19 protein-coding genes are annotated in these 23,154 nt (G+C 54.0%); 8 read left to right on the forward strand and 11 right to left on the reverse strand.

Annotation, left to right across the window (positions count from 1 at the left end):
* Positions 1-45: 45 nt before the first annotated feature.
* The 8 genes from IB226_RS09500 to arnB all read right to left on the reverse strand — a co-directional run bounded on the left by IB226_RS09500 (position 46) and on the right by arnB (position 10,447).
* On the reverse strand, positions 46-2,697 hold the full coding sequence (locus tag IB226_RS09500) for a M66 family metalloprotease (RefSeq protein WP_192234916.1): 2,652 nt from the start codon (positions 2,695-2,697) through the stop codon (positions 46-48).
* A gap of 409 nt (positions 2,698-3,106) precedes the next feature.
* Entirely contained in the window at positions 3,107-3,472 is a 366-nt protein-coding gene (gene arnF, locus IB226_RS09505) for a 4-amino-4-deoxy-L-arabinose-phosphoundecaprenol flippase subunit ArnF (RefSeq protein ID WP_192234918.1), read from the reverse strand.
* A complete protein-coding gene (arnE, locus tag IB226_RS09510) occupies positions 3,469-3,789 on the reverse strand; it encodes a 4-amino-4-deoxy-L-arabinose-phosphoundecaprenol flippase subunit ArnE (RefSeq protein WP_192234920.1) in 321 nt (106 codons plus the stop codon). The genes arnF and arnE overlap by 4 nt, the downstream gene beginning before the upstream one ends.
* Positions 3,786-5,447, reverse strand: coding sequence for a lipid IV(A) 4-amino-4-deoxy-L-arabinosyltransferase (gene arnT, locus IB226_RS09515; RefSeq protein WP_192234923.1), 1,662 nt, complete (start codon positions 5,445-5,447; stop codon positions 3,786-3,788). The genes arnE and arnT overlap by 4 nt, the downstream gene beginning before the upstream one ends.
* 18 nt (positions 5,448-5,465) lie before the next feature.
* On the reverse strand, positions 5,466-6,350 hold the full coding sequence (gene arnD / locus IB226_RS09520; RefSeq protein ID WP_137387421.1) for a 4-deoxy-4-formamido-L-arabinose-phosphoundecaprenol deformylase: 885 nt from the start codon (positions 6,348-6,350) through the stop codon (positions 5,466-5,468).
* On the reverse strand, positions 6,347-8,326 hold the full coding sequence (arnA, locus tag IB226_RS09525) for a bifunctional UDP-4-amino-4-deoxy-L-arabinose formyltransferase/UDP-glucuronic acid oxidase ArnA (protein ID WP_192234925.1): 1,980 nt from the start codon (positions 8,324-8,326) through the stop codon (positions 6,347-6,349). The genes arnD and arnA overlap by 4 nt, the downstream gene beginning before the upstream one ends.
* The gene (gene arnC / locus IB226_RS09530; RefSeq protein ID WP_192234927.1) at positions 8,323-9,309 is read right to left on the reverse strand and encodes an undecaprenyl-phosphate 4-deoxy-4-formamido-L-arabinose transferase; all 987 of its coding nucleotides are present in this window, start codon (positions 9,307-9,309) and stop codon (positions 8,323-8,325) included. Before arnC ends, arnA begins: the two co-directional genes overlap by 4 nt.
* A 1-nt stretch (position 9,310) precedes the next feature.
* Positions 9,311-10,447, reverse strand: coding sequence for a UDP-4-amino-4-deoxy-L-arabinose aminotransferase (arnB, locus tag IB226_RS09535; RefSeq protein ID WP_192234929.1), 1,137 nt, complete (start codon positions 10,445-10,447; stop codon positions 9,311-9,313).
* Positions 10,448-10,690: 243 nt separating this feature from the next.
* Between arnB and IB226_RS09540 the strand changes: the two genes are divergently transcribed.
* The 4 genes from IB226_RS09540 (at position 10,691) to IB226_RS09555 (ending at position 14,877) form a co-directional block, all read left to right on the forward strand.
* Positions 10,691-10,900, forward strand: coding sequence for a hypothetical protein (locus IB226_RS09540; protein WP_192234931.1), 210 nt, complete (start codon positions 10,691-10,693; stop codon positions 10,898-10,900).
* Between the two features lie 138 nt (positions 10,901-11,038).
* Positions 11,039-11,806, forward strand: coding sequence for an A24 family peptidase (locus tag IB226_RS09545; RefSeq protein WP_192234933.1), 768 nt, complete (start codon positions 11,039-11,041; stop codon positions 11,804-11,806).
* 206 nt (positions 11,807-12,012) lie between these two features.
* On the forward strand, positions 12,013-13,398 hold the full coding sequence (locus IB226_RS09550; RefSeq protein ID WP_110866938.1) for a diaminobutyrate--2-oxoglutarate transaminase: 1,386 nt from the start codon (positions 12,013-12,015) through the stop codon (positions 13,396-13,398).
* Positions 13,399-13,410: 12 nt separating this feature from the next.
* Positions 13,411-14,877, forward strand: a complete 1,467-nt coding sequence (locus tag IB226_RS09555; RefSeq protein WP_110866939.1) for an aspartate aminotransferase family protein — start codon at positions 13,411-13,413, stop codon at positions 14,875-14,877.
* Positions 14,878-14,914: 37 nt separating this feature from the next.
* Here IB226_RS09555 and IB226_RS09560 read toward each other — a convergent pair whose 3' ends face one another.
* Positions 14,915-15,841, reverse strand: coding sequence for a LysR family transcriptional regulator (locus IB226_RS09560; protein WP_192234935.1), 927 nt, complete (start codon positions 15,839-15,841; stop codon positions 14,915-14,917).
* 97 nt (positions 15,842-15,938) lie between these two features.
* Between IB226_RS09560 and IB226_RS09565 the strand changes: the two genes are divergently transcribed.
* Positions 15,939-16,802: an aldo/keto reductase family oxidoreductase gene (locus tag IB226_RS09565; RefSeq protein ID WP_192234937.1), complete on the forward strand. Its 864-nt coding sequence runs from the start codon at positions 15,939-15,941 to the stop codon at positions 16,800-16,802.
* A gap of 87 nt (positions 16,803-16,889) precedes the next feature.
* Here the strand turns inward: IB226_RS09565 and IB226_RS09570 are convergent, their stop codons facing one another.
* Positions 16,890-18,374: a PLP-dependent aminotransferase family protein gene (locus IB226_RS09570; RefSeq protein ID WP_192234939.1), complete on the reverse strand. Its 1,485-nt coding sequence runs from the start codon at positions 18,372-18,374 to the stop codon at positions 16,890-16,892.
* A 109-nt stretch (positions 18,375-18,483) separates the two neighbouring features.
* Between IB226_RS09570 and gabT the strand changes: the two genes are divergently transcribed.
* A complete protein-coding gene (gene gabT, locus IB226_RS09575) occupies positions 18,484-19,746 on the forward strand; it encodes a 4-aminobutyrate--2-oxoglutarate transaminase (RefSeq protein WP_192234942.1) in 1,263 nt (420 codons plus the stop codon).
* A gap of 94 nt (positions 19,747-19,840) precedes the next feature.
* Positions 19,841-21,235: a GABA permease gene (gabP, locus tag IB226_RS09580; protein ID WP_101761447.1), complete on the forward strand. Its 1,395-nt coding sequence runs from the start codon at positions 19,841-19,843 to the stop codon at positions 21,233-21,235.
* A gap of 32 nt (positions 21,236-21,267) precedes the next feature.
* On the opposite strand, the gene IB226_RS09585 is transcribed toward gabP, so the two are convergent.
* Entirely contained in the window at positions 21,268-21,594 is a 327-nt protein-coding gene (locus IB226_RS09585; protein ID WP_101761446.1) for a hypothetical protein, read from the reverse strand.
* Positions 21,595-21,770: 176 nt separating this feature from the next.
* On the opposite strand from IB226_RS09585, the gene IB226_RS09590 reads away from it, so the two are divergent.
* A complete protein-coding gene (locus IB226_RS09590) occupies positions 21,771-23,108 on the forward strand; it encodes a glycoside hydrolase family 10 protein (RefSeq protein WP_370579600.1) in 1,338 nt (445 codons plus the stop codon).
* The last annotated feature ends 46 nt before the right edge of the window (positions 23,109-23,154 follow it).

The following is a 23,154-nucleotide window of genomic DNA, read 5'->3' on the forward strand; positions in this document are numbered from 1 at the left end:
GTGATGGGCGCGAAGGCAGAAGTGCCTAATTAATCAAGATATTCATTACAGCCTGCCGTGAATGGTAAAATGAAGATCCGTCGTTGGAGGCTGAATAGGCTTAGTTACAATTACAGAGCCTTCCCTATAAACGTTAATCACAGTTGGAGAGAAAGAGGAAGCCACATTAATATGAAGTCTATTCATTGAACCAGCCTCTGCACGTTTACTCCTCAAAACAAATTTAAGAGCTTGCCCTTTATCATTAATCACCTCTGCATAACACCTTGCGTTATTTATCTCAATGTCCCTGTCAGAATTAAACGTATTTCCATAAGCTCCATGCAAAGAAGAATATACATAACTTGGCAAAAGATTCTCAGGATCGTAATAACCTAGTATAGTTGTTACTGGTACACCTTGCTCCTTCGGTGTACGGACAGCATTGAATGAAAAATCGGTAACCAAATTCCAGTTTGAACCATCAGATTCAAAGTTGAAAACAGAGCCGCGGGAAATAACTACATTTTCCCCATTTACATGGATTGTAGAGTTATAAGTAGCATTGTGTACTACCTTGACACCTCTGGACTTATTCATCGAGCTGGCCTGTGGAATATAGATATCTTTTGAATAATGTCCATCCCATTGAGATACTTCAAGCAGAATGTATTTCCCTAGCAGCTCTGTCATTTTATTAATATCAACTTCCTTTGGTTTAACCCCATAAAATTCCGCCCACTCTTCCATTGATTTTGTATCTTCGTTCCATTTCGTTGCTCCGGTAGCAGAATTTTTGTCAAATACAATTTTCCCTTCAAGGAACTTTTGAATTACGTAATGGGAGTAAGGTGTGTAAAGAGTATACACATTAGTTGATGAATAAAGTGGCGCTCCGCCAGCCATTGCATCTGAGCCGAATTGATGACCATTAAAAGGAGGCTGACATTCACCATTGTAACAGGCACTGGCTCCGGATTGTGCTTTTGCAAAGTTAGGAATGAATACATTCTTATTGCTATCCCAACCCCAGGTTGAGTTAATATTTTCAGCAGAGCGATGTATGGAGCCATCAAACCCATTTGGGTAGTGTCCAAGACCATAGTTATGACCAACTTCATGGCTGAATTCGTTCCCGACACTACTATCAAGAGTAACTATTCCTGCACCGCCGGATAAACCATGAACCACTCGTCCGTTAATATAATTACCTACTGAGTTATGTGCCGTCAGTTGGGCTGCAGCAAAACGATTGTTTAGACCACCCTCACCAGTACCTGGAGAGCTATAAATACCGTAATTCGCATTATTTATGCCAAGAGAGATAAGCTCCTTTCCTATTCTCTGTCGAAGATCACCATCATACACACCACCTGTAACACTGGAATGATCTGTGTACAGTGTACCATCCGGCATCATTATTTCCTGCCAGAATACTGGTTCATATTTATTGATAATAAGCCTGCTGGCGGGTATCTGCTGAAAATATTGACGATGATAATCGTCATCATATTGGAAAGAAAATGCCTGCCGATTAGGCGTTAGCATACCAATGTCGATGGTATGAATGAGCAATTCATTGGGAGCGCCTATATCTGGAGAAGTGTAAACACCAGCCAAGTCTCCAGCCTGGAACTTGAAGCTGACTCCTGGGAGGATGTATTGCCAGGGGATCACGGCACTCCAAAAATTTTGACCATAGCCTATTTTTGCATATTGAGAATCACTCCACTCTGCCCAAACTCCATTGTTGTTAATGAAGACAAGAGTCTGCCCTCTTTTTAAAGGTAATGAACGACCAGAGTAATATACAGCAGAGGAATAGCCAGCATTAGAGTAGAAAATAATTTTTTTCCCATTCAGCGATGGATTATTTTCGGGTAGATAAAAAGTTTTAGCCCATTGACCATCAGATAATCTTATATTTATAGTGTTATGGTCAGCAAGCAAAGACTTTAGATACACAGCATCTGGATCATTACCCGTTTTACTGATTTCGCTTTGAGAGCGTACTGTGTAGTCATATTTTCCTGGGTCCGCGAATATTAAAACCACCTCGAAATAGGATACATCAGATGGCATATTCCATACGCCACTTACATTTTTGAAGTAAAGTTTGGCACCACGATTTGGGACGACAGATTTACCCGCATAAAAAATAGTGGATGAATATGTTGCTTTTCGTTCAAAGGTGATGAGCTTCCCATTCTGCGATAAAATATCATCAGGAAGATATATTTCTTTCAGAAAGTTCCCGTCAGAAGTGACGATGTTAATAGATGATGATGTTTCGAGAAGCGAAGATATATAATTTCCTGCAATATCACCTTTCATTTTATCAAATTCACGTTGACTGTTTATGATGTAATCATATGACACAGGTTCAATAAATTCAGCTTCATCTATATCGATTTGTTCTGCCGGTTCAGGAAGTTGCTCTGGTGCTTTTAAAGGTGTTGAGATGATGATGCTACTATCTTTCCCAATAACATTTAATATAATCTCATCATCAAAGTTTTCACTTGCTGTCAAAGGCTTGAACATAACCATAGCATCACGGTATGAAATCATGCGGGGCTTTATATCGTCTGGTATTGTAGATGCTCGGGAAGGTAAAACTATTGACTGGGTTATCAACACACTACCTTCAAGCTCTCCCTCAAGATCATTCAGTAAAGATTGTGAGTTGAAAAAAACACTTTGATCGGTACTTTTCATAATACTCATCCTCTAATAGTTACATAGAATACTTAACCTATTATGGGATGCTATCGACTCATGAACTAATTTTATTCATAAATAATTACAAGTCATTTAAATAATGTTGAGTAACGTATATCACATAAACTTATTTGGTCTGAAAAAAGTTGAACATTAGTTGGATGATTTGTATCAACAGATGACTTTGATTGGAAGACCGCTTTCCAGGCGGCCCCTGGAAAGCTATCGATGAAGTGGAAGTGGTTAAGAAACAGCGTTAACGTACAATAATTTTAGATATGCAAACTGACCCCAATTAACCTATTCGTTTTCCGTAGGGTCGCCATAAATGAACTGCACCCCAAATGTTGGACCATAATCAGACATGAATGGCGACCTCACAAACAGGTCATGCCGTGACGAATATTCACCTACGGCGCGGCAGCGAAATCATTAGCAAGCCAAATACAATTAATACCACGCCAGCAAAGCTGCTCCAGCGGAAGGCTTCACCCAGCATCGGCAAGTAAATCGCGGCCAGCCACACCAATACATAACTCAAACTGAGCAGCGGGTAGAGCCGGTTAAGCGGCAGCAGGCGCAGCGCCAGCATCCAGCACAGCATCGACAGCGCATACGCCCCGAGGCCCATCGCCAACAGCAGCAGCGCTTTCCAGTGCTGCACACTCAGCAATTCGCTTAATGGCGGGAAATCCAGCATCGCCAACCGCAGCACCAGCTGCGCCAGCGATACCAGCAACACGCTGCACAGCGCCAGCATCATGCCTTTCATAGATGACTTCCCATCAGCGCCACGCCAGCAACAATCGCCAGCGTGCCGATCCACTGCTGCACGCTGTAAGTTTCACGCCAGATCAGCCGCGCGGCGATCGCCACCAACACAAAGTTAAGACTCAGCATCGGATACGCCACGCTCACCGGCACCACGCGCAGCACCGCCAGCCACAGCAGCATGCCGATACCGAGCAGCAGGATGCTGAGCGCCAGCCAGAAAACCCCCTTTTTGATGCCGAGATGGGCCGCCTGCTTCTGACACAGCTGGGCGGCACAGCTCAGCATGCTAACCAGTAAAATCAGCAGCAGATTCATGGTTTAGCATCATAGCCGTAGTAAACCAGGCGGCCCTGACGATAGACATCATCCGGTTCCGGCAGGTTTTTATCCGGCGTGCTGTCGCTGGCATTCAGCATCAACACCAGCGAAACCTTGCCCAGCCGACGATGGATACGCAGCCAGTCGGCAAAGCTATCTGCATTTATATAGTGTGACTGTGCATCCGGGTAGCTCAGGCCATATTGCAACTCACCTTTGGCATCGTAGAAATTGATGTCGCTGCGCTGCAGTTCCCAGGCCACCGCTGATGCCACGCCAGGATTGTTTGCCAGCAGATAACGGCTATCCGCCAGCTGATCGTGTACCGCGCTAACAAAACTTTGTGGCTGCTTTGAATCGCGCACCTTGTCAGGAATGGCAAATCCCACCAGTAACGCCAGCGCCAACGGACAAAGCGCGGCTAACTGCCAGCGACCCTTCTCCGGCTTGCGGCTCAGCCAGCCCATCGCGGCCCAACCTATAAAGGCGAGCGCCGCACAGAGCACGCCCATCCCTTCATCGCCGGTATAAACCGGACGATGCGCAACGCCCCAGGGGGCCAGCACCACTAAAACCACTATGGTGGTGATCAAACCGAACAGCAGATTGATCCAGCCATTTACCTTAAGCGCTTTAATCACCTGCGCCGAACCACTGTGTGCGTAATGCGCCATCAGCAGCGCCAGCGGTGCGAAACACGGCAGAATATAGGTCAGCAATTTGCCTTTGGCGATGCTGAAAAACAGCAGCGGCAGCAGCACCCAGCTCAATAAATAGATCGGCCCGGCTTGCTGGCTGCGCTGACGCCACGCGCCAATCAGCGATCCCGGCAGCAGCGCCAGCCACGGCAAAGTGCCCGCCAGCAACACCGGAATGTAGTACCAGAATGGCGCTTTGTGCTGCGCGTCCGACTCAGCGAAACGCTGAATATGCTCGACCCAGAAGAAGTAGTGCCAAAAATCCCCTTCCTGTTGATTGATCGCCAGCGCCCAAGGCGTGCTGAGCAGCGCAGCGACCAACATCGTCAGCGGCCCCCAACGCAGCAGTTCGCCAAAGCGACGTTGCCAAATGGCCCAAGGTAGAATCGCCAGTACCGGCACCGCCAGCGCGAGAAAACCTTTGGTCATAAAACCCATCGCGCAGGCCGCACCCAGCAACACATATCCGATCAATCGTTGCCGCGTGCTGCTGGCCTGTGACGCCAGCCAGTAACTGCACATGGCCGCGACCAGCCACAGCGTCAGGATCGGATCGAGCACCGCGTAGGTGCCGACGCCGTACACCAGCAACGAGGTGAGAAAAATCATGCTGCCGCTAAGCGCGATTTTACGGCTGGCGAACATCTGCGTGCCGAGCCAATACACCAATACCGCGCTCAACGTGGTGCTGAAAATCGATCCGGCGCGCACGCCAAAGTTAGTGTGACCAAACAGCAACTGGCCGAGGTTATTGACCCAATAACCGGCGATCGGTTTCTCGAAGTAGCGCAGATCGAAGAAGTGCGGCACTACCCAATTGCCGCTAAATAGCATTTCCCGGCTGATTTCGGCATAGCGGGTTTCGTCCGGCTGCCACAAGGCGCGGAACTCAATCGGGATCAGGTAAAACAGCGCGAAGAGCGCGAGGGGTAACGCGGTTTTAGTGACTGTACGCATCCGTGGTTCCTGTAAAAATTAGCGCTGGCAGCCTAGCCAGCCTTCACGCCCGGGAATATGCCCGCGCACGATGTTGCCCCGTGGCAGCGTAGTGAGATCGTCGGGTAACAAGGCGCTGAGTGGACAAAACTGAATGTCTTGCTGCTCCGCACGCCTCAGCAGATCGGCGAACGCCTCAAGCCCGACAATCCCTTCCACTTCGGCATGAATGGTGTAAACCGGCGAACCGCTTGCGGCATGGATCTGCTCGAGGATGAAGTCGTTATAACCTTCCGCGCTCACCGATTGCCCAACCACTTCATCCCAGGTCGGCAAGGTCACCGGGATTTGTACCGTGCCGTGGCTGCCATCACTGAGAATCGGTATAAATGGGCCGCTGCCGCGACAATCACTGTTATAGCTGAAATCAAACTGCTGCTTGGCAGCCACCACGCGACCATCAGCGCGCCAGCCCGCCACCGCTGAACAGGTGACATTGTCACCGATTATCGCTTCCAGCGCCTGTTTACCGCGCGCAATTTGCTCAACCAGTTTCTCTTGCGGCCACACACCCGCCCAGGTTTGCCAGGCAAAGTGATCCCACGCATGCAAACCGACTTCATGATGATCGGCGGTGGCGCTGATGATCTCCTCCAGACCGCGACCAATCTCACGTCCCGGCCAGGCGGTGCCGGCCAGCAAAATATCCCAGCCGTAGAGTGATGCGGCGCGCGACCGCAGCATTTTCCACAGGAAACGCGGTTTTAACAGGCGCCACAAGTGGCGCCCCATATTGTCCGGCCCAACGCTGAAAAAAAAACTGGCCTGCAGCTGATGCAAACTGAATTGCTCCAGTAACGCCGGCACGCCAAGTTGGGTGCCGCGCCAGGTATCGACATCGACACGCAAACCGACTTTCTTCATAGTTTATCCTGTAGCTCAACGGTGCGCAGGAAGAAGTCCAGCGTGTTATCGATGGTGGTATCCATCTCTACGGTTGGTGTCCAGTCCAGCAGACGACGCGCGTTTTTGATCGACGGCTTACGGTGTTCCACGTCCTGATAACCTTTGCCGTAATAGCTGCTGCTCTCCACTTCACGGAAGCCGGCAAACGGCGGGAAGTTGCTGCGCAGCGGGTGACGTTCGAAACTCGCCAGCAGACGCTCGGCCAACTCTTTGATGCTGGCTTCGTTATCCGGGTTACCGATGTTGACGATCTGGCCGTCGCAGTTGTTCTGTTTGTTTTCGATGATACGGAACAGCGCTTCAATGCCGTCGCGGATATCGGTGAAGCAGCGCTTCTGTGCACCGCCATCAATCAGCTTAATTGGTGAGCCTTCCACCAGATTGAGGATCAGCTGCGTGATAGCACGAGAACTGCCGATACGCGCGGCATTCAGATTATCGAGGCGCGGCCCCATCCAGTTAAATGGACGGAACAGCGTAAAGCGCAGCCCTTCTTTCTCACCGTAAGCCCAAATCACGCGGTCCAGCAGCTGCTTAGACACCGAATATATCCAGCGCTGTTTATTGATCGGCCCAACCACCAGATTAGAGTGATCCTCATCGAAATGCTGATCGGTACACATGCCGTACACTTCGGAAGTCGATGGGAAAATGATGCGCTTTTTGTACTTCACGCAGTCACGAATGATTTTGAGGTTCTCTTCAAAGTCGAGCTCAAACACGCGCAGCGGATTGCGTGTGTACTCAATCGGCGTGGCGATGGCCACCAATGGCAACACCACGTCGCACTTCTTAATGTGATACTCGATCCATTCTGAGTGAATGCTGATGTCGCCTTCGACAAACTGGAAGCGTGGCTGATCGAGGAAACGGCTGATGGCGTCAGAACCGATGTCTAAACCGTAGACTTCGAAGTTATCATCCTGCAGCAGACGCTCGGTGAGGTGGTTACCGATAAAACCGTTCACGCCGAGAATCAGCACGCGCGTGCGTCGTTTCACCGCCGCCACTGGCTGAGAATAGAGCAAGGCGCCCTTCACCATACCGAGGTTTTGCGCCAGCTGGCTGCCGTTCATAAACACGCCGTTATCGCTTTGACCGGTCACCACTTCCAGCGCGCCTTCAGCGCAGGCGATCAGGAATGGCTCAACAGAAAGCACGGTACCCGGTTTGGCCTGATGTTCAGTGCTGTGTACGCGACTTTTCCACACCACGAATTTCACCGTTCCGGCATAGGCGAACGCGCCGGGCCACGGATAGGTCACCGCGCGCACCAGATTATTGACCGTGTGCGCCGGCTGTTCCCATTTAATGCGGCCATCTTCTGGCGTGCGGCGCCCCACAACCGTGGCTTCGCGCTCATTTTGTGGTGTGGTAACGATATCGCCGCGTTTCACCGCCGGTAATGTGCCTTCCAGCACCTGCGTTGCACAGGCAACCAGCTTGCGATGCAGCGTTAACGCGTTGTCCTGCTCGTCAATCGCCACGCGCTGTTGCGCCACGATGTCACCGGCATCGGCGCGCTTCACCATGCGGTGCAGCGTTACGCCGGTTTCGGTTTCGCCATTGACCAGCACCCAGTTCAGCGGTGCGCGGCCACGATATTTGGGCAGCAGCGAACCGTGCAGGTTATAGGCACCCATACGCGCACTGCTGAGAATGCAGTCGTTCAACAAAGCGCGGTAATAGAAAGAGAAGATGTAATCCGGTGCCATGGTTTTAATGCGATCGACCCACAGCGGATGATTGACATCCTCCGGCGCATAGACCGGAATGCCCTGCTCAGCGGCTAAACGCGCAACGGAGTCGAAAAAGTGGCTCTCAGTTCCTGTGTCTGAGTGGGTGAAAATAGCGCTGATTTCATAGCCAGCGTTCAGAAGTGCAGAAATACCCGCACAGCCCATTTCGGCGTAGGCGAAGACGACAGTTTTCATTGCTCAATTTCCTGTACAGATGAGGCGTTTTGCTGTGGGTGAATCACACGTTGGATGAAGTAGCGCGGACGGGCGCGTACGTCGTTGTAAATGCGGCCGATGTATTCGCCGAGTAATCCCATACCGATGAACTGCGCGCCGATAAAAATAAACAGCACCGCGAACAGCAGGAACACGCCATCACCGGCCCATGCCGCGCCGAGGAACAGACGCAGCACAATCAGAATCAGCGAGAAGGCAAAACCGGCCAGCGCAATCAAACTGCCGACGATGCTCAGCAAGCGCAGCGGCGTGGTGGTCAGGCAAGTGACCAGGTCATACATCAGGTTAATCAGCCGCATAAAGCTGTACTTCGAATCGCCAAATTCGCGCTCGGCGTGCGCCACCGGCAGCTCAATGGTGCGGCGCGCAAAGGTGTTGGCGAGGATGGGAATAAAGGTGCTGCGTTCGTGGCAGTTCAGCATCGCATCGACGATATGGCGGCGATAAGCGCGCAGCATGCAGCCGTAATCGCCCATCGCTTTGCCGGTGACGCGCTGAATCAGATGATTGATGGTGCGTGAGGCGCGACGGCGAAACCAGCTGTCCTGGCGGTTTTGACGCACGGTGCCCACCACGTCATAACCCTGCTTAGCCGCTTTCACCAGGTTCGGGATCTCTTCCGGCGGGTTTTGCAGATCGGCATCCAGCGTGATGATCAGGTCGCCGCTGACGTGGCTAAAGCCCGCCATGATCGCCGAGTGCTGGCCGTAATTACGGTTCAGCAACACGCCAACCACATGGCTGCCCGGCATATCGGCAGCATCCGCAATCATCTCGCCCGAGCGATCGCTGCTGCCGTCATCGACCAGCAGAATCTCGTACGCCAGATTTAATCCTGCGCAGGCTGCATCGATGCGACGCACCAGCTCCGGCAGGCTCTCCTCTTCGTTGTACACCGGGATCACCACGGAAACTTTGCGAATGGTTTTTTCTTCCAGCATGTCAAACTCCAGCGATCTGACGTAATGCGCTAATCACGCGCGTGACATCTTCATCGCGCATATCAGGGAACAACGGGATTGAGCAGATGCGATCGCTATTCCATTCGGTGTGCGGCAACGAGAGTTGCGGATAGCGTTCGCGATAATATTTGTGGGTGTGCGCGGCACGGAAATGCAGCCCGGTGCCGATATCCTGTGCTTTCAAGGTTTCCATAAGCGCATCACGACTGATGCCGCACTGCGCCTCATCAACGCGAATAATGAACAGATGCCACGCGTGTTGATGTGACCATTCTGGCTGCGCCAGCGGCAGAAACGGCGTATTCGCCAGTTCAGTGAGATAGCGCTGCGCAATCGCCGCGCGGCGCTGATTGATGGCGGGCAGCTTTTTCAGCTGCACCAAAGCAATCGCTGCGCTGATATCTGGCAGGTTGTATTTGAAACCCGGCATGATCACTTCGGCCTGCGGCTTGCGGCCGTGCGTGTGGCGATCGTACGCATCGACGCCGAGTCCGTGGAATTTCAGACTGCGCATGCGGTCGGCCAACGCCGCATCATCGGTGACAATCAAGCCACCTTCGGCGCAGGTCATGTTTTTGATGGCGTGGAAGGAGAAGATCGCCGTGCCCTGCTGGCCAACGTGCTTTTCTTTGTAATAACAGCCTGCGGCGTGCGCCGCATCTTCAATCACCGGAATGCCATGGCGCTCACCAATAGCGCGAATGGCATCTATATCGGCGGGCGCGCCAGCGTAATGCACCGGAATGATGGCGCGCGTACGCGGCGTGATCGCCGCTTCAATCAGCTCCGGCGTTACCATCAAGGTGTCGCGGTCGATATCGATCATCACCGGCGTCGCACCCAGTAGCGTGATGATGTTGATGGTGGAAACCCAGGTCAGCGAAGGCGTGATCACCTCATCGCCGGGCTGGATGCCCAGCGCCAGCAGCGTGACGTGCATCCCCGCCGTGGCGGAGCTGACAGCAATCGCATGCTGATTGCCAGTGAGCTGGCAAAAAGCCTCTTCCAGTTCGGCATTTTTCGGGCCGGTGGTGATCCAACCCGACTCAAACACCGATTTAACGGCGGCTAACTCTTCTTCACCCAACGAGGGCCGTGAGAATGGTAGAAAATTCATTATGTTACCTTGGAATTAAGCACTATTTAACGGCCATTTATTCCAAAATACGCGGGTTAACTTAACGCAACATTAAATGAGAAGGGTACTAAGTCGGCTTTTTCTGACACGTTGAGGATTGGTAGAGGAAGGGACAAATTTGCCGGTTTATCATCATGAACCAGCACGCTTCTTAAGGTTAAATTAAGGTTTTGACCCTATACTAAGTCAGGATATGTTTTATAACGTCTGGAGGATAATGCGATGAGTACGGCTACTGACAGACTTTCTCAGGCAGCGCTGCGCCGCCACCATATTGGGGTGAAAACCAAAGGATTGCGCTATCGCGGCGATCTATATGTGTTCCGCTATAACGCCGGCCACTACGATGTGTTCCTTAATAACGCCCGCGTAATGTCATTGAATACCAGCAATGTGCAGGAAGCGATCCAGCTGTTTAAGCAGCAAGCTTAATCTTCTCCTCTCCATTTCTGGAGCCCGCTCTGCAATCCCGATGTATGCCGCTGTAACGCCCTTTTACCTCTCGCACCTATCCTCGCTTCGGCGTAAAGTCCTGGCAACGACAAGCCTGGATGGCGCGAGGTATGAGTAATGGAATACGTATATGGCTTAATTAGTGGCCTATTAGGATTGGCCGTAGGCAGCTTTCTTAACGTGGTGATCTCGCGGTTGCCATTGCAAATAGTGCACCCGAACACTCCGCTAAATGTGTGTTGTCCGCCCTCTCACTGCCACCAATGCACCACCGCGCTGCGCTGGCGCGACAACATTCCGCTCATAAGTTGGTTACTGTTACGCGGTAAATGCCGTTATTGCCATTGTAAAATCAGCGGGCGTTATCCACAGGTGGAGATAATTACCGCGCTTCTGACGCTGCTGCTTATCTGGCTGATGCCAGTCAATATGCAATTGCTGGGCGCGCTCATATTGTTCTGGGCGTTAACGGTATTAGCCTTTATTGACCTCGAACATCTGCTTTTACCGGATGTGATTACGCTGCCCTTGCTGTGGATTGCGCTGCTGTTTAAAGCGATGGGATGGCTACCCGGCTCATTACAAGAAGCGGTATGGGGATCCATAGCGGGATATTGCGTGTTGTGGGCGCTATCGATTTTATATCAATGGATTAGAGGCATTGAGGCGTTAGGGATGGGCGATGCAAAACTGCTGGCGGCAATCGGCGCCTGGTTGGGCTGGTCGCTTTTACCCTGGGTGCTTTTATTGGCTTCGGGCGGCGCTATTTTATATGTTTTGATTTCCAGAGTTAGCGGGCAGCGCGAGCTCAATCACGTCATCGCCTTTGGTCCGTGGATCGCCTTAGCGGCTATAAGTCTCTTTATTCATTCGATTATTTTTTAACCACCCCAACTGCGGTGCGAAATTAAGTGGCCAATTTCTGGCCAACGCCCTGATTCATATATGGAAAGAGTAAACAAATCTAAACAAAATTAATCATTGTGATGTAGGTCAAAAGGCTCTATATTGGCCGCGTTTTTTCACAGCTGTTACTTTTTTGTTCAATTAGTCAATTGGCGAGCCTTACGTGCCCCGGTTGAAGGAGAGATATGATGACGGATAAAGTCCGTATTGATAGTTTTGGTGCCAATGCATTCAACGGAAATAACGACGCATTCTTAGCCCGTCAGGCTGAGTTTGAATCTAACGTCAGGAGTTACCCGCGCAAACTGCCTTTAGCTATCGCTAAAGCCCATGGCGTGTGGATCACAGATGTTGAGAATAAACAATATCTTGACTGTCTGGCTGGCGCAGGGACGCTGGCACTGGGTCACAACCATCCTGATGTTCTCCAGAGCATTCAAAATGTCATTACCAGCGGCTTGCCGTTACATACTCTTGATCTGACTACTCCACTGAAAGATCAGTTCTCTGAGTCTCTGCTCTCGCTGCTGCCAGGCCAGGGTAAAGATTATTGCCTGCAGTTCACCGGTCCTTCTGGTGCCGATGCGGTTGAAGCCGCGCTTAAACTGGCGAAGAAAGCCACTGGCCGTAGCGGCGTGATCAGCTTCTCTGGCGGTTATCACGGTATGACGCACGGCGCGCTGTCCGTCACCGGTAACCTGGCACCGAAAGAAGCGGTTGATGGCATGATGCCAGAAGTGCAGTTCATGCCTTATCCGCATCAGTATCGTTGCCCGCTAGGTATCGGTGGTGAAGCTGGCGTGAAAGCGCTGACCTATTATTTCGACAACCTGATCAACGACGTGGAAAGCGGCGTGCGTAAGCCTGCAGCAGTAATCCTCGAAGCCGTTCAGGGCGAAGGCGGCGTGAACCCAGCTCCCGCTGAGTGGCTGCAGCGCATCCGTAAAGTGACGCAGGAACACGGCATTCTGTTGATCCTCGACGAAGTTCAGGCTGGCTTTGCCCGTACCGGCAAATTCTTCGCCTTCGAACACGCCGGCATCGAGCCAGACATCATCGTGATGTCTAAAGCTGTTGGCGGCGGTCTGCCACTGGCTGTGCTGGGCATCAAAAAGCAGTTCGACGTTTGGTCACCGGGTCATCACACCGGCACCTTCCGTGGCAACCAGCTGGCGATGGCTACCGGCCTGACCACGCTGAAAATCCTCAAAGAGCAGGATATTGCAGGCAAAGTGGCCGCGCAGGGTGAATGGCTGAAACAGCAGCTGGCCGCAATGCAGAAACGCTTCCCGGTAATTGGTCACGTTCGTGGTCTCGGCATGATGATCGGCATTGAGATCGTTAAACCGAACGAAGCGGCCGATCACATGGGCAGCTTCCCGGCTGACGGCGAGCTCTCTGCGCTGCTGCAGAAGAAGTGCTTCGAAGCAGGTCTGATTCTGGAGCGCGGTGGCCGCCATGGCGCAGTTCTGCGTCTGCTGCCTTCACTGCTGATCACCAACGATGAGCTAGCGATTTTCCTGGATAAATTTGAGCAGGCGCTGATTGGCGCTGGCGTCAAACCTGTTTGATTGGAAGAGTAAATGTCTGAAGTAAACCCGATTCTGGCCGCCTCTGCACAGAGCATTGAGGCGTACCAGCAGGCGATTGCCCAGAGCAGCGCCGCGGTTGTGCAGTGGCTGCAACAGCCTGAGATGTATCAAGGCAAAAGCGTTGCCGAACTGCGGGAGCGTATCACGCTCGACTTCAATCCAAACGGCCTGGGTAACCAGGCCGCGATTGAACGCGCGATTGAATATTTCCTGAAAGACAGTCTTTCAGTGCATCACCCACAATGTGTAGCGCATCTGCACTGCCCGAGTCTGGTGGTAAGCCAGGCGGCAGAAGTGCTGATTAACGCGACCAATCAGAGTATGGATTCGTGGGATCAGAGCCCTTCTGCCACCATCATTGAGATCAAACTGATCGAATGGCTGCGTGCGCAAGTGGGTTACCCGGCTGGCGACGCCGGTGTGTTCACCAGCGGCGGCACCCAGAGCAACCTGATGGGTCTGATGCTGGCACGCGACGCCTTCTATCAGCGTCAGGGTCACTCGGTGCAGCAGCACGGGATCACTGGTGATCTGCGTAAGATCAAAGTGCTGTGTTCTGAAAACGCGCACTTCTCCGTACAGAAGAACATGGCGCTGCTTGGCCATGGCTACCAATCTGTGGTGCAGGTGAAGTCTGATGAGTTCGCCCGTATGGATGTGTCAGACCTGAAAGCCAAACTGGCGCAGGCCGACGCTAACGGCGAACAGATCCTGGCGATCGTGGCGACCGCCGGTACCACCGATGCCGGTGCTATCGATCCGCTGCGTGAAATTGCCGGCATTGCTGCCGAGCGCAACATTTGGGTACACGTTGATGCAGCATGGGGCGGCGCGCTGCTGCTGTCCGAGAAGTATCGCGACTACCTCGATGGCCTGGAGCGGGTGGATTCCGTCACTTTGGACTTCCATAAACAGTATTTCCAGACCATCAGCTGCGGTGCGTTCCTGCTGAAAGATGAGCGTCATTACGAGCTGATGCGTTATCAGGCGGCTTACCTGAACTCTGAGTTTGACGAAGAGGCCGGCGTACCGAATCTGGTATCCAAATCACTGCAGACCACGCGTCGTTTCGATGCGCTGAAACTGTGGATGGGCCTGGAAGCGCTGGGTCAGAAACAGTATGCGGCGATCATCGATCACGGTGTGACGCTGGCGCAGGAAGTGGCGAAATTTGTTACCTCTGAACCACGCCTCGAGCTGGTGATGCAGCCTCAGCTGGCGAGCGTACTGTTCCGCTATCGTCCAGAGCAACTGACCGATACTGCTCAGATTGCGCTGTTCAACCAGCGTATTGGCGATGCGCTGCTGGATTCAGGTCGCGCCAACGTAGGTGTGACCGAGAATCAGGGCGTAACCTGCCTGAAGCTGACCTTGCTGAACCCAACCGTGACGCTGGAAGATGTTAAACTCCTGCTGGCGCTGGTTGAGAAAACCGCGAATCAGCTGCTAAACGCATAATTACCTGTGATGCGAATAAGCCGATAACTGGCAACGGTTATCGGCTTTTTTTCGCTTCTGCACCTGAATTCAGTTCGCGCACATAATCCAGAAACGCCTGTAGCGGCGCCGGAATCAACCGGCGATCGTTGTAATAGAGCCAAAGGCCAGAGAAGCTTTGCCACCAATCCGGCAGAATCGGCTGCAGGCTGCCATCACTCAGCGCCGGTCTAATCCAATCCTCAAATAAGTAGACCACGCCGCAGCCAGCGATTGCCGCTTCTACCGTCAAGTCCATCGCCGCGCCGATACTGCAAATCAGCGGACCTTTCGGCTGCAAGCGCACGGTTTCCTCGCCGCAGGTAAATTCCCATTCAGCAATCACGCCAGTCGCATAGCGTCCGTGTAAACAGCGATGCTGCACTAAGTCGCGCGGATGCTGTGGTTTACCGAATTGCGCCAGATACGCGGGAGATGCCGCCAGGGCAAAGCGCTGGGTGCGCGGACCGATCGGCAGCGCCACCATGTCCTGCTCCAGATGATCGTCGTAACGAATACCGGCATCACAGCTATCGCGGAACACATCCTGAACATTACTTTCCGCCACCACTTCCAGCTGGATATCGGGATAGCGCTTGAGAAATCCCGGTACAATCGCCGGTAACACGATGCGCGCGGCACTCACCGGCACGTTTAAGCGCAAGGTGCCGCCCGGCGTATCGCGGAACGTGTTCAACGCATCCAGCGCGGCATCCACTTCGTTCATCGCCGGAAGCAGGCGCGACATCAGCACCCTGCCGGCTTCTGTTAACGCCACGGTGCGCGTGGTGCGATTAAACAACCGCACGCCAAGTTGCTCTTCGGCACGCCGCACCGCATCACTCAAGCGCGACGGATTACTGCCGGTCATGCGCGCCGCCTCACGAAAACCGCCCGCTTTGGCCACCGCCACCACCGCGTGCAGCAAGGCGATATCCAATGCCATTGTTCGCTACCTCGTACACTGTGTCCCAATTTGTACGGATAGTTGCACAGCGTTTTGGCGATTACAATCTAACCACACACTGACGAAGGAGCTTTCCATGTCTCATCCAGCATTGACTTACACCCTTGGCGACCGCCAGGTTGCACGACTCGGTTACGGTGCCATGCAGTTAGCCGGTCCCGGCGTGTTTGGTCCGCCGAAAGATGAAGCGCGTGCTTTACAGGTGCTGCGCGATGCGGTCGCAGCAGGCGTGAATCACATTGATACCAGCGACTTCTACGGTCCGCATATCACCAATCAGCTGATCAAAAAAGCGTTACACCCTTACGCCGACGATCTGGTTATCGTCACCAAAGTAGGCGCGCGCCGCAACGATAAAGGCGGCTGGTTACCGGCATTCACGCCAGAAGCGCTAACGCAAGCGGTGGAAGATAACCTGCGCAACCTTAGGCTTGATGTGATGGAAGTGGTCAATCTGCGTTCGATGCTGGACGTGCACGGACCGAAAGAGGGTTCGCTGGAGCCGCAGGTTGAAGCGATGATCAAGCTAAAAGAGCGCGGACTGGTTCGACACATTGGTCTGAGCAACGTGACTGCTAAACAGGTGGCCGATGCCCAGGCGATGACGCCGATCGCCTGCGTGCAAAACCTCTATAATCTGGCTAATCGACAGGATGAGGCGCTGCTCGACCAGCTGGCAGCGCAAGGCATTCCTTATGTGCCATTTTTCCCACTCGGCGGATTTTCACCGCTGCAGTCGGATCAGCTGAGCGAGGTAGCGATTGAGCTCAATGCTACGCCGCTGCAGGTGGCGCTGGCGTGGCTGCTGCAGCGTTCGCCTAATATTCTGCTGATTCCGGGCACGTCATCGCCGGAGCACCTGAAGCAGAACCTGGCGAGTAGCGAAGTGAAACTTACGCCAGAAATTGTGCAGCGGCTAAACACCATCGGCCAGCGATAGAGCACCCTTCGTAGCGGCGCCATTTATTGCGCGTGTTTTGCCATATACATTGCGCAACAAATTGCGCCGCTACGGATTATTCACTGTTTAAATGATTTTTGCCTCGACCAGACAACCTTTGAGAATACCAAACGCATCCTGACACTGCCGCTCATCGACGCAGGCAAAACCCAACAGCAGGCCGCGCCGCTCCTGCGGATGCATATAATATTGCGACAACGGCCGCACCTTAACGCCGCGCCTTAGCGCCAGCGCGACGACCGCCACATCGTCGCAGCCGGTTGGCAGATTCATTACCAGGTGCAATCCCGCCTCATGATTCACTACCGGCAGAAAATCGGCACCCAAATAACGCTCAATCAGACTCACCATAAAGCGCCGCCGCTGGCTGTAGAGCTTGCGCATGCGGCGAATGTGCGACATGTAATGCCCTTTTTGGATGAACTCTGCCAGCGCGCGCTGCACCAGCAAATGCCCGCCGCGATAGAGTTCCGCCGCCGCCACACGCAACGGCTGCGCCAGCGCTTTTGGCACCACCAGATAACCGAGACGCAGCGCCGGATAGAGCGTCTTGCTAAAAGTACCCATATAAATCACCGGCGCATCCGGCTCAAAGCCTTGCAACGACGGGAATGGCTGGCCGGAGAAGCGAAACTCGCTGTCGTAATCATCTTCCACCAGCCATGTTTTGTGTTTGCGCGCCAGATCGAGCAGCTGCTTGCGTCGCTCCAGGCTGAGATGCACGCCCAGCGGATATTGATGTGACGGTGTCACGAAAATCATCTTCGGTGCGCGACTCCGCGGCGGCAAATCGGGGATCAATCCCTGCTCATCCACTGCAATGGCGTTGATTTTCAGTCCGTTAATGCGCAGCAGATTGCGAGTCCCCCAATAACCAGGCTCTTCGATCCACACCTGATCGCCGGGATCGCACAACACGCGCGAAACCAAATCCACCGCCTGGTGAATCCCTTCGGTAATAATGATTTGGTCGGCATCAGCGCATACTGAACGCGCCACGCTGAGGTACTCCGCCAGCGCGGCACGCAGCTGGGCACAGCCGCCGTTGCTGCTGTAAATCAGCCGTTCGATATCCGGTTCACGGTTCAAACGCGCCTGAATCTGGCTGAAGAGTTTATGCGGGAACTGCGTGACATCCGGCGCGCCAGGCACAAAAGCGCCCCACTGATACGGCGACGCATTGGCATGGCCGAGCAGCGAAGCGCCGCGTTTGGAAATCGCCGCCGGTTTCGCGCTTAACGTTTCGATCGGCGCCACGTTGCGCGGCGTGTTCAGCGATCCCTCCGGCAAATTTTCTGCAATCCATGTTCCGCTGCCGGTACGCGCCGTGACGTAGCCTTGTGCCATCAAATTCTCATACACGTTCAACACCGTGTTGCGCGACACCGACAGCTCGCGCGCCAAATCGCGCGTGGCGGGCAAGCGCGTGGCGCGCGGAAAAATGCCTTCTGCGATAGCGGCTTGCATACAGCTCAGCAAACGCTGCTGCAACGTCCCTTCCGGCATAAACTGCATGCGCTCTAATACATGATCGGCGTACAAACTTCGCAATTGGCTCCCCTCTTTTCACTGAAAGTGGCTCTGGCAAGATAACTCAGCGCAGGCATAAATAAGCGTGTTTGTCGTGATTTGTAAAGACGCTTATCGCTAAGGAAAGGTTATGGAAGGTAAAAACAGCCAGTTGCAGCAACGTAAAGATGATGCCCTGCCACGCGGCACCGGCAATCTTTGTCAGTGGTATGTAGAGCACGCGGAGAACGCCACGCTGCGCGATGGTGAAGGCAACAGCTGGATCGACTTCGCTGGCGGCATCGCGGTACTGAACACCGGGCATCGCCATCCGCGCATCGTGCAGGCGATTGCCGATCAGTTAGAGAAATTTACCCATACCGCATTCCAGGTAACGCCGTATGAGAGCTATGTGGCGCTGGCGGAACGCCTCAATCGCGTGGTGCCGATTGCCGGTAAAGCCAAAACCGCGTTCTTCTCCACCGGCGCTGAAGCGGTAGAAAACGCGGTAAAAGTGGCGCGTGCGGCGACGCGTCGTCACGGCATCATCACCTTCGGCAACGCCTTCCACGGTCGTACTTTCATGACAATGGCAATGACTGGCAAAGTGGCCCCTTACAAACGCGACTTCGGTCCGATGCCCGCGTCGGTGTGGCACGCGCGCTATCCCAACAGCGTTACCGGCATCAGCGTTGATGATGCGCTGGCCAGCTTGCAGGATATTTTCACGCAGGACATCGCGCCACAGGATGTTGCGGCCATCGTGCTGGAGCCAATTCAGGGCGAAGGCGGCTTCCACGTCGCGCCGCCTGAATTCTTCAACCGACTGCGGTCGCTGGCCGATGAGCACGGCATTCTGCTAATTGCCGATGAAGTACAAACCGGCTTTGCCCGTACTGGCAAGCTGTTCGCAATGGATCACTATGCGGTGAAACCGGATCTCATCACCATGGCAAAAAGCCTCGCGGGCGGCATGCCGTTATCGGCGGTCAGCGGCCGGGCCGAGATTATGGATGCGCCGGGTCCAGGCGGCTTGGGTGGCACCTACGCTGGCAATCCGCTGGCGATTGCCGCGGCGCATGCGGTGCTGGACGTGATCGCCGACGAGAAGCTGTGCGAACGTGCGCAACAACTCGGTGCGCAGTTAACCGACTTCCTGCACAGCGCACGCAGCCAGTATTCCTCCATCACCGACATTCGCGGCCTTGGCTCGATGATTGCGGTGGAGTTCGCCAGCGCGCAAACCGCGCAAACCATCCAGCAACACGCGATGGCGCGCGGGCTGCTGCTGCTTACTTGTGGCCCGCAGGGCAATGTCATCCGCTTCCTCTATCCGCTCACCATTCCTGATGCGCAGTTCCGCCAGGCGCTGGAGATCCTCAGCAGCGTGCTGAGTCAACACGCCGATTCGTAACAATCTACCCAGCTCGCGCGGCGGGCTGGGCTTCTCACCTGTTGTAACCCGGCTGCGCGTGGCGCGGCCCGAGAGACGCTTTGGAGAAACATTGATGAGTTCACAGAATGCCGATGTACTGGCGCAAGGCCTGAAGCCGCGTCATGTGCGGATGTTATCGATTGGCGGCGTAATTGGTGCCGGATTGTTTGTTGGCTCTGGCCATGCGATCGCCGAAGCTGGCCCGGCGGTACTGCTGGCCTACATCGCCGCGGGCGCGTTGGTGGTGCTGATTATGCGCATGCTGGCCGAAATGGCGGTGGCGTCACCGGATTCCGGCTCTTTCTCCACCTACGCCGACAAATCGCTGGGCCGCTGGGCCGGTTTCACCATCGGCTGGCTGTACTGGTGGTTCTGGGTGTTAGTGATCCCGCTGGAAGCCAACGCCGCTGGCACCATCCTGCATTCGTGGTTTCCACAAGTTCCGGTGTGGGAGTATACGCTGGCGATCACCACGTTCCTGACCATCAGCAACTTATTCAGCGTCAAAAACTATGGCGAGTTTGAATTCTGGTTCGCCCTGCTGAAAGTGGTGGCGATTGTGGCATTTCTCTGCGCGGGTAGCTTAGCGGTGTTTGGTTTGATGCCGGGCAGCAGCACGCAGGGAATTTCACATCTGTATGACACACAAGGCTTTATGCCGAATGGCATCGGCGCGGTGCTGGCGGCCATTCTGACCACTATGTTCTCATTTATGGGCACCGAGATTGTCACCATTGCCGCCGCCGAATCGCGCGAGCCGAAGAAACAAATCACCCAGGCCACCAACTCAGTGATCTGGCGCATCGCGCTGTTCTATCTGCTGTCGATCTTCATCGTGGTAGCGCTGGTGCCGTGGAATACGCCGTCGCTGATGAAAGCCGGTTCTTACCAGACAGCGATGCAGATGATGAACGTGCCTTACGCTAAGCAGATCGTTGATGTGGTGGTGTTGATTGCGGTGTGTAGCTGTCTCAATTCTGCGCTGTATACTGCATCGCGCATGATCTATTCGCTTTCACGTCGTGAAGATGCGCCTGCCGTCGCGTCGCGCACTACACGCAGCGGCACGCCGTGGGTAGCGGTGTTGCTCTCCACGGCGGCGGCCTTCCTCGCGGTGATCGCTAACTATCTGGCGCCGAGCGCAGTATTTGAGTTCCTGCTCGCCAGTTCCGGCGCCATCGCGTTGCTGGTGTATCTGGTGATCGCCGCGTCTCATCTGGTGCTGCGTAAAAAGCGCGAAGCGCGCGGTGAAATCCTCAGCTATCGCATGTGGCTGTTCCCTGGCCTGACGTGGGCGACGATGGTGTTCATCGTTGGCGTGTTGGTTGCCATGCTTTTCAACCAACAACACCGTCCAGAGATTATCGCCACCGGCCTGTTGACGCTGGGTGTCGTCGCCGCCAGCCGTATTGTGCATCGCAAACGCGTGGCGCGGAAAAACGAGGAGATGGTGGCGTTACGTTCGTAACGCATGACTTCCAGGCAAGGATGCCGCGGAACTTAGTCGTACTGCACGTCGATGCTGATGGCTTCTTCCTGCACGTTGAGGTTTATCGCGCATTTACGCCACACCGGCAGACCGTTGGTCATATTGTTATCCACGAAGTACTGCTGAAAATCTTTCAGCGCCTCCGAGAGATCGCCTATCGCACGCGCATCGGGTTCAAACCAATCCGGTTCACCGTTTTCATCGATGTAATCGAACTGAAACTGCCCGCCATCATCGTCCGCAAACAGTTCAGCCTGAACGATCAATTCCCGCGCACCTTGCGGGCCACAGCTAAAGATGATCTGGCCGATACGGCGATAAAGGTCTTCGTATTGCATAGGTTTTGGGTTCCTCAAATAAATTTACTGCGTGCAATTCATTGCGACGCTACAAAATCCCGTACTTATCAGTAGCGGCGCGATTCATCGTGCAAACCATAACACCATTATTGACTTTAGTTCGCATGATAAGAGAATGAGGCTCTTCGAACAGAAAGTTGCAAAAAAGGGAGTTTATCATAGCCTGTTCACATCGTTTTCCCTGGGTTAACACCTATAAAAAATCCGCTGCGCTGGTCGCCATTGCTGTCGCCCTCTCACTGGCCAGTTGCTCCTCGCCGCCACCGAAATCGCTGGTCACGCCGTTGCCGACGGTCACCAAACCGCCAATGCCGACTAAACCAGCGCTGAGCAAAGAACCGGTACGCGGCGTGTGGCTCACCACCGTTTCACGCCTCGACTGGCCGCCAATCAATTCCGTGAATGCCAGCCCGCCCAACCGCATCCACCAGCAGCAACAGGCGTTGACCGATAAGCTAGATAAACTGAAAAGCCTCGGCATCAATACGATATTTTTCCAGGTAAAGCCGGATGGCACCGCGCTGTGGCGCTCCAGCATCTTGCCGTGGTCAGATATGCTCACCGGCAGGATTGGTGAAGATCCCGGCTACGATCCGCTGAAATTTATGCTGGATGAGGCGCACAAACGCGGCATGAAGGTGCACGCGTGGTTCAACCCATATCGCGTCTCGACCAACGTCAAACCTTCCACGGTTAACGCGCTGAATAATACGCTTGCGCTGCAACCGGCCAGCGTATTTGTGCTGCATCGCGACTGGATCCGCACCGCCAGCGACCGCTTCGTGCTCGATCCCGGCATTCCCGCCGCACGCGACTGGATCACCAGCATCGTTGCGGAAGTGGTGTCGCACTATCCGATCGACGGCGTGCAGTTCGATGACTATTTCTATACCGAAACGCCCGGTTCAACCCTCAACGACAGCGCCACGTTCCGCCAGTATGGTCAGGGTTTTGCATCGAAAGCTGACTGGCGGCGCAACAACACGCTGCTATTAATTGAGCAGGTGTCGCGCACCATCAAGCAACTCAACCCGAACGTAGAATTTGGCGTCAGCCCGGCAGGCGTGTGGCGCAATCTGTCGCATGATGCTGCGGGCTCCGACACACGCGGCGCGGCCGCCTACGACGAAGCCTACGCCGATACGCGTCGCTGGGTGCAAATGGGACTGCTGGATTACATCGCGCCGCAGCTTTACTGGCCGTTTGCGCGCCAGGCCGCCCGTTACGACGTGTTAGCCCACTGGTGGGCGGACGTGGTGAAGCCAACGCATACGCGACTCTATATCGGTGTAGCGCTGTACAAAATCGGCGAAGCGTCGAAAAGCGAACCTGACTGGACGGTGAATGGCGGCGTGCCGGAGTTGAAAAAGCAACTCGATCTCAACGAGTCGCTACCGCAAATTAACGGCACCATTTTGTTCCGCGAAAATTACCTTAATCAGCCACAAACCCAGGATGCGGTGAATTATTTGCGCAGCCGTTGGGGCGATTAACATTATCGTAAGGTCGCCATTCATGGCGTAATGCCGATCAGTTAAG

The organism is Pantoea sp. PNT03 (assembly GCF_014852515.1).
GTDB lineage: Bacteria > Pseudomonadota > Gammaproteobacteria > Enterobacterales > Enterobacteriaceae > Pantoea > Pantoea leporis.